The organism is Dyadobacter chenhuakuii (assembly GCF_023821985.2).
GTDB classification, from domain to species: Bacteria; Bacteroidota; Bacteroidia; order Cytophagales; family Spirosomataceae; genus Dyadobacter; species Dyadobacter chenhuakuii.
In genome coordinates, this window is sequence record NZ_CP098805.1 from 1,357,563 (window position 1) to 1,371,597 (window position 14,035).

Here is a 14,035-nt window from a genome sequence, read left to right on the forward strand (position 1 = left end):
CATTTTCAAACACCTGAAAAACAGCTGCTTACAAATAACAAAATTGTAATTGCTAATCTTTTCTGTCTTAATATTGCCTAGTAAAAATCACAAACTATGACACACGAAAAAAAATCCCCATCACCCACCGAGCGGCACCTAAAAGTTTACATCAAACACGTTCCGAGAGCTTGGCATCAGTACGTGATAATGCCTGAAATCAGGCTCCGCGGCAGGTGGTTGCTGGATGCGGGGTTTGAATGTAGGGATGAGGTGACGGTGCGGTGTTTTGGAAATAAATTGGAGATTACGCTTAGTCCGGTGCCGGAGCCGGAACCTGAGCTGAATAAGAAACGGCGGGCTTCGCGCCGGGTGGTGCTTTCATAGGGCTTTTTATTTTTGCTTCTTTCTGAGCCAGGCTCTGGCAGGTTATTCCCCGCACCCGCTGTCGCATTCGCCCCTCCGAATCGCCGCATTCACACCGCGTTTGTTCCCATACGTTTGCTGAACTTGCACCCATCAAACAAATCTTCAACATTAACTGCAAACATCATGAGAAGGATCATCATCAATGAACATTTGAGTTTGGACGGGGTTATTCAGGGGCCTGGTGGGCCGCATGAAGATACGTCGGGTGGTTTTGAGCTGGGTGGCTGGTCTGCGAATTATGCGGATGAGGTTACCAGGGAGTCGCTTTTTGCTGTGCTGAATGCGGACTACGATCTGCTTTTGGGGCGGGTTACATTCGATATCTGGGAACCGTATTGGCCGAAGCAGGAAGGGCCGATTGCGGAGAAATTTAATGGGATTAAAAAATATGTTGCTACCAAAACGCTTTCGGAAACGAGTTGGGAGGGCACTGTTTTGCTTGATGGTGACACGGTTGAGCAGATCAAGGAGCTGAAAGCCAGTGACGGGCCTGATTTGCACATGTGGGGTAGCGCTGATTTTATTCAGACACTGTTTCAAAATGGCCTTGTCGACCAGATGAATGTCTGGATTTATCCGGTGGTGCTGGGTAAAGGGAAGAGGCTTTTTGCCGGAGGAACATTACCGAGCGGCCTCAAAATGACCAAGCACGCGGTGTCTTCCACGGGTGTGGTCTGCGCCTCGTTTGACTTCAATGGTGAAGTGCCGGTCGGTAATGCTGCGGACGATTGAACGATCGAACTAGAATGCGTAACGGATCTGGCAATACGGTAACTGTTCTTTCACTGCATTCACCAGCTCACTTACGATCTCGCGCTTAATGTTGTTTTTGTAACGAACATTCTTCTGGCCGGTCTGGCTGTATTTGACTTGCTGAATGTCTGGCTTCCAAAGCACTTCTTCGGCTTTGGGATGCCAGCCCATGTTCACTTCGTGGAGCCGGTCGTTGTGGGTCAGGAAAATGATCTCGGTCGAGAGCTGCGCTTTGGTGGCTTCGTCCAGGACGTCGTTCATTTCGTCAAAGAGCGCATACCAGTCGTCGAACCAGCCTTCGTAGTAAATGACGGGTGCAAAACTCACATTTACCTCATAACCAGCCTCGCGAAACTCATTCATGACTGCAATACGCTCGCTGATGGGCGTCGTGCGGACGTCGACTAGCTTGGACATCTGGTGCGGCATCAGGCTGAAACGGATGCGGGTTTTGCGCTGCGGATCATAACTGAGCATTTCCCGGTTTACAAGTTTCGTAGCGAATGTAAGCTTGGCATTAGGAAGATCTTTGTACAGATCTATCAGGTTTTTGACATTGTCACAAATGGCCGCATCGGCAGAGCAATCGCCGTTTTCCCCGATTTCATACACCCAATATTCCGGGTCAATGGCGTCCGGCTCGGTTTTGATTCCTTGTCGCCCTGCGTGACCGCGGAGATATTTCATGATCTGCTCAATGTTAACAAAAATTGAAATCGGATTGGCATAACCCTTGCGCCGCGGCACGTAGCAATAGGAGCACGACATGGTGCAGCCGTTGGACTGCGAAGGCGCCACCCAATGCGAGCTGCGCGTATTGGCCCGACAGGTCAGGCCTTTCTTCGTCCCCAGGATCAGAACATTCTTTTTGTTCCAAAGCCAATCATCGACTGAGCCTTCGAAGCCAAAAAGCTCCGGGATTTTCCAATGCGAATCCACTTCAATGCGCCTTGCATCAGGATATTTGGCTAAAATCTCCTGTCCGCGTTCATAGGCAGGCACGTCCGGTTCCATATAAATTTCATGGATTGTAAGCAGGTCGTCAATGGTTTTCTGATGAAGCATAGCAAAGAAGTTTCCGGCCTTTCGACAAAAAGCCTGCCAGCAGCGAGCCTATGCAAAAACAACCCACCACGCAAGATTCGGCACTTCTAAACCCGCGCAAACTCCTGCCGCCCGACTCCTGTAATTTTCTTGGTGGTAACAATGATGTAAATGGTGTTGGCCACATAAAACAGCAGCATTACCGGCATCATGAAAAAGGGATCGATAAAAATATCGCCGAAAAATAGCGAGAGGATAATTAGTGCTGCACTACCAAAAGTGAAGACGGACCAGATGATCTGCGTGTTTATAATGCGTTTGCCAAGTTCAGCGACACCATTGATTTTATTTCTCTTTAAAATCCAAAACACAAGTGGCACCAGGATATTCCCAAAAGGAATAAACCACATTGTCAGTGCCGAAAGGTTCATCAATTTCAAAAAGCCGGGATCTTCGTCCATGACAAACGGCGACTCGTCAACGAAAACTGAAAGTTCCTGTACAGACACATCCAGTGCCCGTGCCAGCAACCGCAATGTTTCGCCACGCGGAATAGCGTTTCCTGTTTCAATGCGTTGCAGAGTTCGCAGGTTAATGCCTGCATTTTCCGCCAAAGCCTCCTGTGAAAGCCCCTTGCTCTTCCGCAAAACACGGATTTGTTCAGATATGGTTAGTTTGCTCATAGTGAAGTTGTTTTGAAGCAAATTTAGAGCTTGAATTTAGCGTTTTGTTGCGGTTTTGTTGCGGCGTTTATGCGGCAAAAGAACAGATTCAGGTTTCTGCACCATTGAATCATCCGCGTAAGCCACCACAACGTGTAGGTTTTAGGCACAGGCGGCTGTGAACTAGCTTATCAGATTCAGAGCCGTAGGCTCGACCGATATCCGAACGCCGGGTTTTAACCCGGCGTGACGTCACTGATGATTTTAATTCTCATAAGCGTAAATAAAATAAGAAAAGTAGTGCTTGACCTCGCCATCACCTCAAAACACCTCAGAAATTGTAGACAACCTCACCACTTTGTACAATCGAAGGATGGCGTTTCCCCGTATCGGGCTCTGGAAGCCGGATGCGGGGAATGGGTTTAATTACTTTGGCACGGTTTTAGGACTAATCCGTGATGTTAACCAACCTAACATCAAAATGAACAAGTTACCCATTTCGATCATCAGTGCGGCAATTTTCATGGCATCGTGCAACAGCGGCACTAATAAAGAGGCTGCTTTACTGAAAGAAAAACAGTTCGCGATCGATTCTATGAAGCATGTGATGGAGAAAAAAGCGATTGTGGATTCAATGAATACAGTGATGGCCAATCGCGAAGCAGAGAAAAAGGCTGAGGAAGCACGTGTTGCGGAAGCAAAAAATACCGAGGCTGTTGCGACAAGCACAGCAGCGCCAGCAGAACGACGTAAAAAAGGATGGAACCACACGGCAAAAGGAGCCGTAGTAGGGGCGGGAACGGGCGCAATTACAGGAGCACTTGTTAACAAAAAACGTGGTGAAGGTGCATTGGTAGGGACATTGATCGGTGCTGGTGTAGGAGCCGGAACCGGTGCATTGGTAGATAATTCACAAAAGAAGAAAAGAAGAAATAATAACTAATCACACACATTTAAGGCAAACACACACAAATAGGCAGCGATCTCACTTTATGTGAGATCGCTTTTCTGTTGAATGCCATTTGCACAAATTATTTGGCGCCGGAAGCTGGCACGAACTGCGCTTTCAAATCAGGATCTTTCATATCCTTGTCCAGTGGAAACATAGGTCTTTTAATGCGTTTGTAGCCCAGCGTTTCCAAATTTTGATCCACTCCGCCGGGCGTTAATGCCAATATCCAGTCGGCGCGCATGTTGTAAAGCTCGGGTTCGAGGTAACCGATTTTAACCACCACAATGTCCGCTTTCCTTGGGTTCAGACCTAATCTTGTAAAATCCGCTTCCTTATGGTAGGGTTTGCGTTTAGCGGTTACAATGATTCGCACGCTTCCTACCTTTACAACGACCTCGGTTTCTGCATTGTGGTCACCGTGCTCTATGGCCTCCACAGTGCCTACAAGATGGAGCGGCGGTGCCAGGCGGGAATCCACTTTTGCACCCGCATAGCCATCGACTTTATTGCCCACACCGGCTGCTATGGCTGCTTTGACGAGATCCGGACCAGGAATGGAGGCGTAAATGAGTGCCGGGCCATTGTCCTTTTTAAACTCAGGACGGGCCAAAATTTCCTGCAATGTCCAGGTTACATCTCCTGCGCCGCCAGCCGTCGGGTTATCTCCCGAATCGCTGATAAAGAATGGGTGTTTCTGGCTTTTTACAGCTTTGTCCAGGGCTTCTTTTAATGTGCCCGTCGGTGCAACGAATTCGAATTCTGACCTTACTTTCCAGAAGCTGGCGGCCAGTTCCTCCGCCGTTTTGGATACAACAGCTTTATCATCGCCGGTTACCATCACAACAGCGTGGTTACGAGGCTCGTCTGCCCAGGCATAACCAATCCATATCGCCGCATCGATCACGCCAGGCTGGGCCGCAGCGGGAGCCACTTTGGAATATAATGTTTTACCAGGCTCAATCCGGGTACTCGTTTTTTCACCCGGCAAAAGGATCGGAACCGGGATCCAGGCCTTAAATGCAGGTTTTCCTTTGCCGCTTTCAAGCCGTGAGAGCAGATTGTCAACCGCGCGTTTTTTGGATTGCATGGCATCTTCGTGCGGGGCCATCCGGTAGCAAGTGATAAGGTCTGTATTTTGCGCCAGCCGCCAGGATACATTGCCATGCAAGTCCATGGAAGTTGAGATAACGGTTTTCATGCCGATCACTTCGCGGATCCGCACAATGAAATCACCTTCCGGATCATCCAGTCCCACCACGCTCATAGCGCCGTGAATGTCGAAGAAAAGTCCGTCATAGGGAGCGCCTTTTTTTAGCAATGCCAAGGTTTGCTTTACAAGCGATTCATAGGCCTCACGCGTCACCGCACCGCCAGGAAGCGATTTTCCCATCAAAGCAGGAACCCAGTCGGCACGGCCGCGGTTGGCCGAGTCTTTGGCGAGAAATGGGTATGAAGTAAAAATATCGGCGCCATATTTTGCTTTAAAAGCTTCCTCGGTGGTCAGGGCAGGGGAGAACGTGCTCGACTCTATGCCCAGTCCCGCAATGGCCACGCGGGGAAGCTTTTTGTCGGCATTGCTCTGCGCATTGATTTGGGTGAGGATAAGACAAAAACAAAAAATCAGAAAAGGAGAATGTTTCATATGCGATACGTTACCAAAGTGGGGTTAGGATTGCTTTGGTTTGAAAAATAGGTAAAAAACCGGAGAATTTAAGCTTAACCCCATGTGCTTCTTAGAGTAATTTTTACCTTTCAATGGCCTTTAAATCAAATACAAATCACCGAAAACCTTAATCCCAAAACCATGAGTGTGCATACCAACAGGAGAGATTTTGTTAAAATGGCCGGGCTCGGCGCGCTTGGCTTCACGATTTTGCCATCTCTTTATGGCAAAGCTGCCGCCAGCGACCGGCTGCGTATTGCACACATTGGCGTGGGTGGAATGGGAAATAATCACATGAAATGGTTTGCCGATCTGCCGGAAGTCGAAATTGTGGCGCTTTGCGATGTGGATGAGCTGCATCTGGGTGAAACAAAAACAAAGCTGGAAGCCATGAAGCCTGGCATTAAAGTGGATACTTATGGCGATTTCCGGAGGATACTTGATCGCAAAGACATTGACGCCATCACCGTCGCCACACCGGATCACTGGCATGCGCAGATTGCTACGCTGGCATTTCAGGCCGGGAAGGATGTGTATGGCGAGAAACCGCTCTCTTACTGTCAGCGCGAAGGCAAAATGATGCTGAAACACATGGAAAAGAACAATCGCATTTTCCAGATGGGCAACCAGATCCATGCAGGCGATAACTTTCACAGGGTGGTTGAAATCATCAAATCGGGAGCCATCGGGAATGTGCACACGGTGCGCTTATGGAAGCAGTCGACCACCAAAGAGCTGGGCTCGCCCACTGTTCAGCCCGTGCCAAAAACGCTGAATTGGGATATGTGGCTCGGGCCGGCGCCATTTACGGAATACATACCGGAAAAATGTCATTTTACATATCGCTATTTTCTGGATTACTCGGGAGGGGAATTTGCCGATTTCTGGTGCCACATTGCGGATGTCGTGTATTCCGCCATTCAGCCAAAAGGTTTGAAAAAAATTAATGCAAGAGGGCAAGCCTACACCGGCATTGCCGATGCGCCAAAGACATTAGATGTCGATTATGAATTTGACGGATTGAAAATTTTCTGGACCACATTGCCTCCCAACATTCCCGGTGCGGCAGAGCAGGGGATAGGGGCATTTTTTGATGGGGATAAAGGAACGCTCATGTGCGATTACAACACCCGGAAGATCAACATTAACGGCGAAACAATGACCGATATAGCCACCGTTCCCATCACAAACCCAAGGTCACCGGGTCACCAGCAAAACTTCGTCGACGCAGTTAAAGCCAGAACACAACCCGAATCCAACCTCGCTTACGCCCGCGATCTCACCATCCCCATGCACCTGGGCCTCATTTCCTACCGCCTTAAAAGAGAACTAACCTGGAATGCCGACAAAGAAAAGTTCGTAGGAGACAAAGAAGCAAACAAGCTACTCTCCCGCAAGCCGAGGAAGGAGTGGGATTTGGTGTAGAATAACAGCTAAGCTCATACTGTATTTTAGGTGCTAACATTACTGCACTTTCAACGCATCCGTCGGATTCATCCGTGCGGCTTTTAGGGATTGGAAGCCGATGGTGGTTAGGGTGATTATAAGCATTAAAAGGGTTGTGATAATGAAGATGCCTGCGTTGATATGGATGTGATATGCGAAGTTTTGCAGCCATTGGTTAGTCAGCCACCAGCCCAGCGGGAATGCAATGGTTATGGCTATGATCATCAGGATCATAAAGTCCTTAGTTAACATCGTCACAACATTGCCAGCGGTTGCGCCGAGCACTTTCCGGACGCCGATTTCCCGTCGTCGGCGATTGGCCGTGAATGCTGCGAGGCCGTATAAGCCGAGGCAAGAAATGATGATTGCCAAGGCAGCGAAATATTTGGCCAGTTGTGCTACAAGTTGCTCCGACGCGTACTGGTGCTGAAAATCGTAGTCCAGGAACTGGTAGTTAAAGGCGTAGCCGGGATTGAAACTTTTATGAAATGCCTGGATATTTTGTAATGTTTGTTTTTGATTCCCAGCGGTGATCCTGGCCATTACCAGCATTGTTTCCGCCGGGGAAATGTAGAGGATAAATGGCCGGACCGCTTCGTGTAAGGAGTTGAAATGGAAGTTCTTGGCTACTCCCACAACCTGCATTTTCTGCCCGCTTATCATCACCATTTTACCGATCGGGTCGCGAAGTTCCATGGCCTTTACAGCTGCCTCATTCAGAATGATGTTGGATGCTTCATTACCATAGCGTTTTGAGAAACTGCGTCCTTCCGCTATTTGAATGTTCATTGTTTCGATCAGGTCGTAGTTGACAGGCATGCGGAAGAACCGGATCTTGTCGTCAGCATTTTTCCCTTCCCAACGAACGCCTGCGCCATTGCCCGGCAGCATGGCAGGCAGTATCATCTTTTGCTGGATGCTGGAAGCATTAATCACCCCAGGAACTGATTTCAATTGCGCAAGGAACGATTCCGCTTGTTCCGCAACACGACCATTCATTTCAAAATAAACAACATTATCCTTATCGTAACCGGGACTTTTCTCCTGAACATAATTGATTTGCCGGTAAACGACCATTACAGAAACGATGAAAACAATGGATATGCTGAACTGAAAAACAACCAATCCTTTCCGCACCAAAACCTCTCCCCATGAGCTTGCTAACCCACCTTTCAACGTAAGAGAAGGATTAAAACGGGACAAATGAAACGCTGGATAACTGCCTGCCAATAATCCGGTTCCGACTGCTGCGCCGCACATGATCAGGATGGTCCCTGCATCAAAATGCAGGGAAAGTGCCTTGCCGGTCATGTGACTGAATTGCGGCAGAAGCGCCCAGGTGATGAAAATCGCAATAGATAATGCAAGGAAGCTCATAACCATTGACTCGCTGAGGAACTGCAAGACCAATGTGCCACGCCTTGCGCCCAGCGCTTTCTTAACACCCACTTCCTTCATGCGCATAGAAGCTTTGGCCGTCGAAAGATTCATAAAATTAATGCACGCAACGAGCAGGATAATGATGGCTATGCATGAAAAAAGTCTGACATAGGTGATCTTTCCGCCCGTTTGTACGCCATTCTTATAGTTACCAAAGAGATATGCGTCGGAATATTTGCGGAGGAATAATGTGGAAGTTGAATCGTTGAAGGTGGTTTTTGTCAGGCCAGCCAGCTTTTGATTGATATGATCTATGTCCGTGCCCTTTTTTAGCACAACAAAATTATCAAACGGACCGCTGCTTGTGCGTTTGTCGCCTTTGGGCACAATCTGGTTCCAGGCATCCATGGATAGCAGGAAATCGTGCTGCTGGGATGAGTTTGCGGGGAAATCGGCGAAGACGCCGGTCACCATGCATTTACCTGAAAATGCCTGCCATTTCCATTCCATAATTTTCCCCATGGCCAGTACGGGTTTCCGAAACAGCTTAACAGCCAGTGTTTGAGAGATTGCAATGGAGTTTTTATTATTAACCACCTCACTCGCCCGTCCCTGTATGAGCGGGACGGAAAATGCATGGAAATAGTCACTGCTTACAAAGTTTCCTCCCGCGCTGATGGTGTTGCTGTCCGCCGTTAAACTGAATGTTTGAAACCACGAAGCGGGCGTTGTCGTCACGGCCGTTTCCACTTCCGGTAGGTCCCTCAAAAGTGTTTCGCCCATCTGATCACCGGTTGCGTTGGAAGTAGCAATGCGGTTTCCTGCTTTTTCATGGATCATCACCTCATAAAGTTGATCGTCGTTCTCATGAAACTTGTCAAAATTCAGCTCGCTTCTGACCCATAGAGAAATGAGTAATGCGCAGGCCAGACCCGTGGACAGCCCAAGCAGATTGAGCAAAGTAAATTGCTTATCCTTCAACAGATAGCGCCAGGAATTTCTTAAATGATTGCGAAGGACGTCGAGGTTTAGCATATGGTTTATAGCTTACAATTAGTGGTTTAGGCACGGAATGTAAGTATGCTAATTTTTATTTAATATACAAGAAATTTATATATAAAAAAGTGTGTCCATCAAAAATTGCCGGCAAAGCTTTTCCCCGTTTTCAAATCTTTCAGCATAACAGAATCAATGGCCCCGATGCCTGAAAATGAAATGCCGAGTCCATAGACCTGTTTCAGCGGCTTTTTATAATTTGTTTCAAAAACTTCTTTTGCATTGATAAAAAGGCGGACATGCTTGTCTACAACTTTTAATGTTACGGTGCCGCCTGTGTGGAGGTCCACACCAAGGAAATTGAGCTGGTTGAGCTCGCCGGGCTTGGTCACTTCGGAAAATTGCAGGTTCGTCCAATGCGTGCAACCGGGCTTCATTACATCGAACACATGCTTGGATGATTCTCCAAAAACGGTCACCCGCACCTGAGAGCAGCGTACGCCGGCGCGGGGAGCGGAAGTGTTGAGTTTGATGAAGAGCTCGAAATTATCTGCGTCAATGTCTGTGCGTTGCGTATTGATGAAGTCTACAAAAAAGGTGCGGTTTGTGTCAATGCCCGCGCGCGAAACTTCCAGCGCACTTACGCTTTTTTTGTCTCTGGTCAGCAGATTTTGAATGTCGATCGGGTAAACCCTTGTTGTGTCGTACATCATTTTGGCCGTCGCCGTCCAGCCGTTCGTTTTGAGATAAACCGATGCTGTGTCCAAGGTCACGCCATTCCGCTTTAAAATGGCTGAATAGCGACCCGGAACTTCATAGTAATGCGAATAGAGACTGTCGCCCTCGATCAGCGAAATGCGTCTGCCATCGCCAAAATCAATGGTGTAATGTTCTTTGTTTACATCATAACTTTCGGGAATCGCACGCACAACAAACGCTGCTGAGTGTGGATTTTCGCCAACTGGATTCTGGCAAACAAGCGCAGCATCAACCGGTGCGGACGGCGAGAAAAACAGCTTGTAACCTGCAAATGCAACAGCAGCAATGAGCGCGGCCAGCATCATGCCTATGTAAGCTGGACTCATTTTCCGCCGCTTTCTGACTGGCGCCAGTTTGGGCTCGTCGGGTAAAATGGCTTCAAAATAAGGCTGCGCTGTTCGTACAGGATCCTTGGTAACAACGGCGTGGCGGGGAGCTGCGGATACAAACTTTTCCCAATCGCCGTAGCCGACGTAACCGGCCAGTGCGTCGCGGGTGGCTTTCTGCGGATAGTAACGGACGTCGGTTTTGATTTTCCCAAAGATCCTTTTCAGTGTATTCGGGCTGATCTGGACATTTGTTTTTTTGTAAAGAATATACCCCAGCCGCACATAGTCGCTGTTGGTCCAGGAGCCAATATCAGACTTGCCATACATTTCACTCACCAGCCGGCAGCAGTGATCCAGATGATCCAAAGAGCTTGCCCTGGCTTGTCCATTCTCCATATTTTGAAAGCAATAATCTACTAAAAATCAATTGTTTAGGTTGTCCATTCTTTTGATCAAGCAAATGGTCAGGATCGGCTTGGCTTAACCAAATTATCCAAAATTATATTTGCATAATCAAATAACATATCCCTCCGTCTTACCATTGAAAATCAACCCTAAACGCTAACCTATTAAAACTTATGAGACAAAAAATTCTACTGAGTTGCTTTCTCTTATTTGGCTGGCTTGCGCCTTTGCTCGCGCAAACCCGGCAACTGTCCGGCAAGGTCGTTGACGAGCAGGCCAAAGAACTTCCCGGCGTCAGCATTGTGATCAAAGGCACGCAGCAGGGGACGGTTACGGATGTGAACGGGCTGTATCAACTAGCCGTTCCGGAATCCGGCTCGGCGACATTGACATTCTCCTTCGTGGGTTACCATGCGCAGGACGTTCCCCTGAACGGACGTACAACCCTTGACGTTACCCTCGCACCCAACGATCAGTCGCTGGCGGAAGTTGTGGTGGTAGGTTACGGAACGCAGAAGAAAAAAGACCTGACGGGTGCCATTTCCACGATCAGTTCCAAAGACGTGGCGGGGCGGCAGACATTGCAGGTTTCGGACGCATTGCAGGGAAGTGTGGCCGGCGTTTCGGTGACGCGTACAGGCGGCGCGCCCGGCTCCGGCTCCAACATTCTGATCCGAGGCATAACCACCATTGGCACGAACAACCCGCTCGTTGTCGTTGACGGTGTGCCCGTGGCCAGCATTGATAATGTTAATCCAGGCGACGTGGAGAGCGTTACGGTTTTAAAAGACGCTTCTTCGGCTGCCATTTATGGTTCCAGGGGTGCAGCCGGGGTTATCCTCGTGACAACTAAACGGGCAAAATCAGGACAGAGCAGTTTGGAATATACCTACGAATACGGCGTCCAGCGCGCTACGGCCAAGCCTTCGTATGCGGGCGTTCAGGATTATATGCGCTACTTCAATGAGCAGGCAACGAATGATGGAGCAAGCCAGGGCCCGTTTGCACAGGCGCTAATTGATTCATATTTAGATAGTAACCGTGTTAATCCGGACCTTTTTCCAAACACCGACTGGCAGAAATCGATCATTAACAGGTCCTCTGCACCCCGGCAACGCCACGACATTGTGTTCACGATGGGCATGGGGAAAATCAGCACAAAAGCTTCGCTGGGATATGCCAGTGCGGGTGCATTTTATGATAACCGCAATTATAACCGCTATTTGTTCCGCATTAACAACGACCTGCAAGTGAGCAAGAAGCTGGGCATTAATCTGGATGTGTTTTATAAAAGAACAGCCAATCAGGGCAATGGTAACGAGCTGCTTACCACCGGCGCGTACAATCCGATATACGAAGCACGCGTAATGCCGCCGATTTATGATGATGTGTATGCCAATGGTAAACTTGCCCTTGGAAAAGACGGCCGTAATCCGCTGGCCCAGTTGCGTGAAGGTGGTTTTACCAAAACTTTGAATAACCAGATCGGCGGGAGAATGTCTTTAAATTACAAACCCATCGACGGACTGACGTTAACGGCGCTGGTTGCGCCGGTTTTTGATTTGGATAAAAATAAATTTTTCTCAAAACAGGTCCGATTCACCAATCCGGACGGCTCCAACAGCACAGTTGTGAACCAGGCCAGGACTGTTTTAACCGAAGGAAGGTCGGAAGGCATTGCGATCAACGGGCAGGTGCTGGCCAATTATGTCAAAGAATTCAAAAGCGGGCATAGCATTGATGTGCTGGGCGGTTTTGAGGAAAATTACCGCTCGCTGGAAAATCTGGGCGCGATCAGAAGTGGCTTTGCATTAACAGATTACCCTTATCTCAATTCCGGCTCAACCGAGCTGCGGGATAACTCAGGAAGCGCAAATGAGTCGGGCCTGCATTCCTTTTTTGGGAGATTGCAATACAGCTATAAAAGCAAATATTCTTTACAAGGAAACCTGCGTTCAGACCTGTCGTCGCGTTTTGCGAATGCTTACCGCAGAGCAGTATATCCCTCGCTTTCAGCTGGATGGACTATTTCGGAGGAGCAATTCATGAAGGATATACGCTGGTTGTCTTTTCTGAAACTGAGAGGTTCGTGGGGAAAGGCGGGCAACGAGCGCTTGCTTAACAAGGACGGCAATCCGGCCTATTATCCTTATCTGGCAACCATTGATTTTTCAACTGCATTGTTTTACCAGAATGGCGGCGTGGTTCCCTTAACAGGCGGCGGGCAGCAGGTTTACGCAGTTGAAAATATCAGCTGGGAGACCAGCCGCACCACGGATATCGGTCTGGATGCTGCGTTTTTGAACGACAGGCTCACCTTGGGAGCAGACTATTATATGAAGAAAACAACGGACATTCTGCTGCCGCTCGACATTCCGCTTTATCTCGGATACGACAAACCGAACCAGAATGCAGGTGTCCTGAAAGTAAAAGGATGGGAACTTGAAATGGCGTGGCGCGACCGGATAGACAAACTGACTTACTCGGTTTCCGCCAATCTTTCGGACGCCAAATCAACAGTCGGCGATCTCAAAGGCACGGAGTTCCGGGAAGACCAGATCATTCGGAACGGGAGCGAGTATAACGAGTGGTTTGGGTATATCTCTAATGGTTTGTTCCAGACGCAGGACGAAATCAATGGCGCGCCTGTGCTGAATGTTACTACCAAGCCCGGCGACGTCCGTTACGTTGACATTAACAAGGATGGCAAGATTACAACGGATGATAAAGTGCTCCTCGGAGGCGCATTACCGCGCTATTTGTACGGCGGAAACCTGCGCGCCGACTATGCCGGATTTGATTTTGGTGTTAGTTTTCAGGGCGTGGCCAAAAAGCTTTCGAGGCTGAACAGCGAGGCTGTGCAGCCATTTGCAGAGGCTTTCGGGAATATGCCTGCGGATATGATCGGAAAGTTCTGGAGCGTGAACAATACTGCTGAACAAAACCAGCAAGCCACATATCCACGCCTTTCGCGGACTTCCAACGCAGCCAATTACGCGCTCTCGGATTACTGGCTGATTAATGGCGGCTATTTCAGGCTGAAAAACGTCACATTGGGATACACCTTGCAGCAACCGGGCGTGAAGAAGGTCGGCATACAGTCGCTGCGGTTTTATGTGTCGGCCAATGATGTTTTTTCGCTTAGCAAATTTCCGAAATACCTGGATCCGGAATCGGCAAGCTATGCTTACCCGATCGTGACAACGCTGATGGCAGGTGCAACGATCCGGTTTTAAGG

The 14,035-nt window shown here is 48.7% G+C and carries 10 protein-coding genes; 5 read left to right on the forward strand and 5 right to left on the reverse strand.

Annotated elements, in window-relative coordinates; all coding sequences use genetic code 11:
* Nucleotides 1–189: 189 nt before the first annotated feature.
* Both NFI80_RS25680 and NFI80_RS05665 read left to right on the forward strand, forming a co-directional pair.
* Entirely contained in the window at nt 190–366 is a 177-nt protein-coding gene (locus NFI80_RS25680; protein WP_374760345.1) for a SymE family type I addiction module toxin, read from the forward strand.
* A gap of 165 nt (nt 367–531) precedes the next feature.
* Entirely contained in the window at nt 532–1,140 is a 609-nt protein-coding gene (locus NFI80_RS05665) for a dihydrofolate reductase family protein (RefSeq protein WP_235164590.1), read from the forward strand.
* A 9-nt stretch (nt 1,141–1,149) separates the two neighbouring features.
* On the opposite strand, the gene NFI80_RS05670 is transcribed toward NFI80_RS05665, so the two are convergent.
* Together NFI80_RS05670 and NFI80_RS05675 are read right to left on the reverse strand one after the other, a co-directional pair.
* Nucleotides 1,150–2,226: a spore photoproduct lyase family protein gene (locus NFI80_RS05670; RefSeq protein ID WP_235164589.1), complete on the reverse strand. Its 1,077-nt coding sequence runs from the start codon at nt 2,224–2,226 to the stop codon at nt 1,150–1,152.
* Nucleotides 2,227–2,312: 86 nt separating this feature from the next.
* The gene (locus tag NFI80_RS05675) at nt 2,313–2,888 is read right to left on the reverse strand and encodes a helix-turn-helix domain-containing protein (protein WP_235164588.1); all 576 of its coding nucleotides are present in this window, start codon (nt 2,886–2,888) and stop codon (nt 2,313–2,315) included.
* 352 nt (nt 2,889–3,240) lie between these two features.
* Between NFI80_RS05675 and NFI80_RS05680 the strand changes: the two genes are divergently transcribed.
* The gene (locus tag NFI80_RS05680) at nt 3,241–3,810 is read left to right on the forward strand and encodes a glycine zipper family protein (RefSeq protein WP_252172100.1); all 570 of its coding nucleotides are present in this window, start codon (nt 3,241–3,243) and stop codon (nt 3,808–3,810) included.
* A gap of 88 nt (nt 3,811–3,898) precedes the next feature.
* On the opposite strand, the gene NFI80_RS05685 is transcribed toward NFI80_RS05680, so the two are convergent.
* Nucleotides 3,899–5,461, reverse strand: a complete 1,563-nt coding sequence (locus NFI80_RS05685) for a M81 family metallopeptidase (protein ID WP_235161956.1) — start codon at nt 5,459–5,461, stop codon at nt 3,899–3,901.
* Between the two features lie 162 nt (nt 5,462–5,623).
* On the opposite strand from NFI80_RS05685, the gene NFI80_RS05690 reads away from it, so the two are divergent.
* On the forward strand, nt 5,624–6,907 hold the full coding sequence (locus NFI80_RS05690; protein ID WP_235161955.1) for a Gfo/Idh/MocA family protein: 1,284 nt from the start codon (nt 5,624–5,626) through the stop codon (nt 6,905–6,907).
* A gap of 39 nt (nt 6,908–6,946) precedes the next feature.
* Here NFI80_RS05690 and NFI80_RS05695 read toward each other — a convergent pair whose 3' ends face one another.
* Entirely contained in the window at nt 6,947–9,343 is a 2,397-nt protein-coding gene (locus NFI80_RS05695) for an ABC transporter permease (RefSeq protein ID WP_235164587.1), read from the reverse strand.
* A 98-nt stretch (nt 9,344–9,441) separates the two neighbouring features.
* Complete coding sequence (locus NFI80_RS05700; RefSeq protein WP_235164586.1) at nt 9,442–10,788, reverse strand: hypothetical protein; 1,347 nt, start codon at nt 10,786–10,788, stop codon at nt 9,442–9,444.
* A gap of 182 nt (nt 10,789–10,970) precedes the next feature.
* Here NFI80_RS05700 and NFI80_RS05705 point away from each other — a divergent pair, with 182 nt between their 5' ends.
* Entirely contained in the window at nt 10,971–14,033 is a 3,063-nt protein-coding gene (locus tag NFI80_RS05705) for a SusC/RagA family TonB-linked outer membrane protein (protein ID WP_235164585.1), read from the forward strand.
* Nucleotides 14,034–14,035: the final 2 nt, after the last annotated feature.

Bases quoted from the DNA above. Each gene is read 5' to 3' on its own strand.
- NFI80_RS25680 (WP_374760345.1), top strand. From the start codon at position 190: ATGCCTGAAATCAGGCTCCGCGGCAGGTGGTTGCTGGATGCGGGGTTT.
- NFI80_RS05670 (WP_235164589.1), bottom strand. From the start codon at position 2,226: ATGCTTCATCAGAAAACCATTGACGACCTGCTTACAATCCATGAAATT.
- NFI80_RS05685 (WP_235161956.1), bottom strand. From the start codon at position 5,461: ATGAAACATTCTCCTTTTCTGATTTTTTGTTTTTGTCTTATCCTCACC.
- NFI80_RS05700 (WP_235164586.1), bottom strand. From the start codon at position 10,788: ATGGAGAATGGACAAGCCAGGGCAAGCTCTTTGGATCATCTGGATCAC.
- NFI80_RS05690 (WP_235161955.1), top strand. From the start codon at position 5,624: ATGAGTGTGCATACCAACAGGAGAGATTTTGTTAAAATGGCCGGGCTC.
- NFI80_RS05705 (WP_235164585.1), top strand. From the start codon at position 10,971: ATGAGACAAAAAATTCTACTGAGTTGCTTTCTCTTATTTGGCTGGCTT.
- NFI80_RS05665 (WP_235164590.1), top strand. From the start codon at position 532: ATGAGAAGGATCATCATCAATGAACATTTGAGTTTGGACGGGGTTATT.
- NFI80_RS05675 (WP_235164588.1), bottom strand. From the start codon at position 2,888: ATGAGCAAACTAACCATATCTGAACAAATCCGTGTTTTGCGGAAGAGC.
- NFI80_RS05695 (WP_235164587.1), bottom strand. From the start codon at position 9,343: ATGCTAAACCTCGACGTCCTTCGCAATCATTTAAGAAATTCCTGGCGC.
- NFI80_RS05680 (WP_252172100.1), top strand. From the start codon at position 3,241: ATGGCGTTTCCCCGTATCGGGCTCTGGAAGCCGGATGCGGGGAATGGG.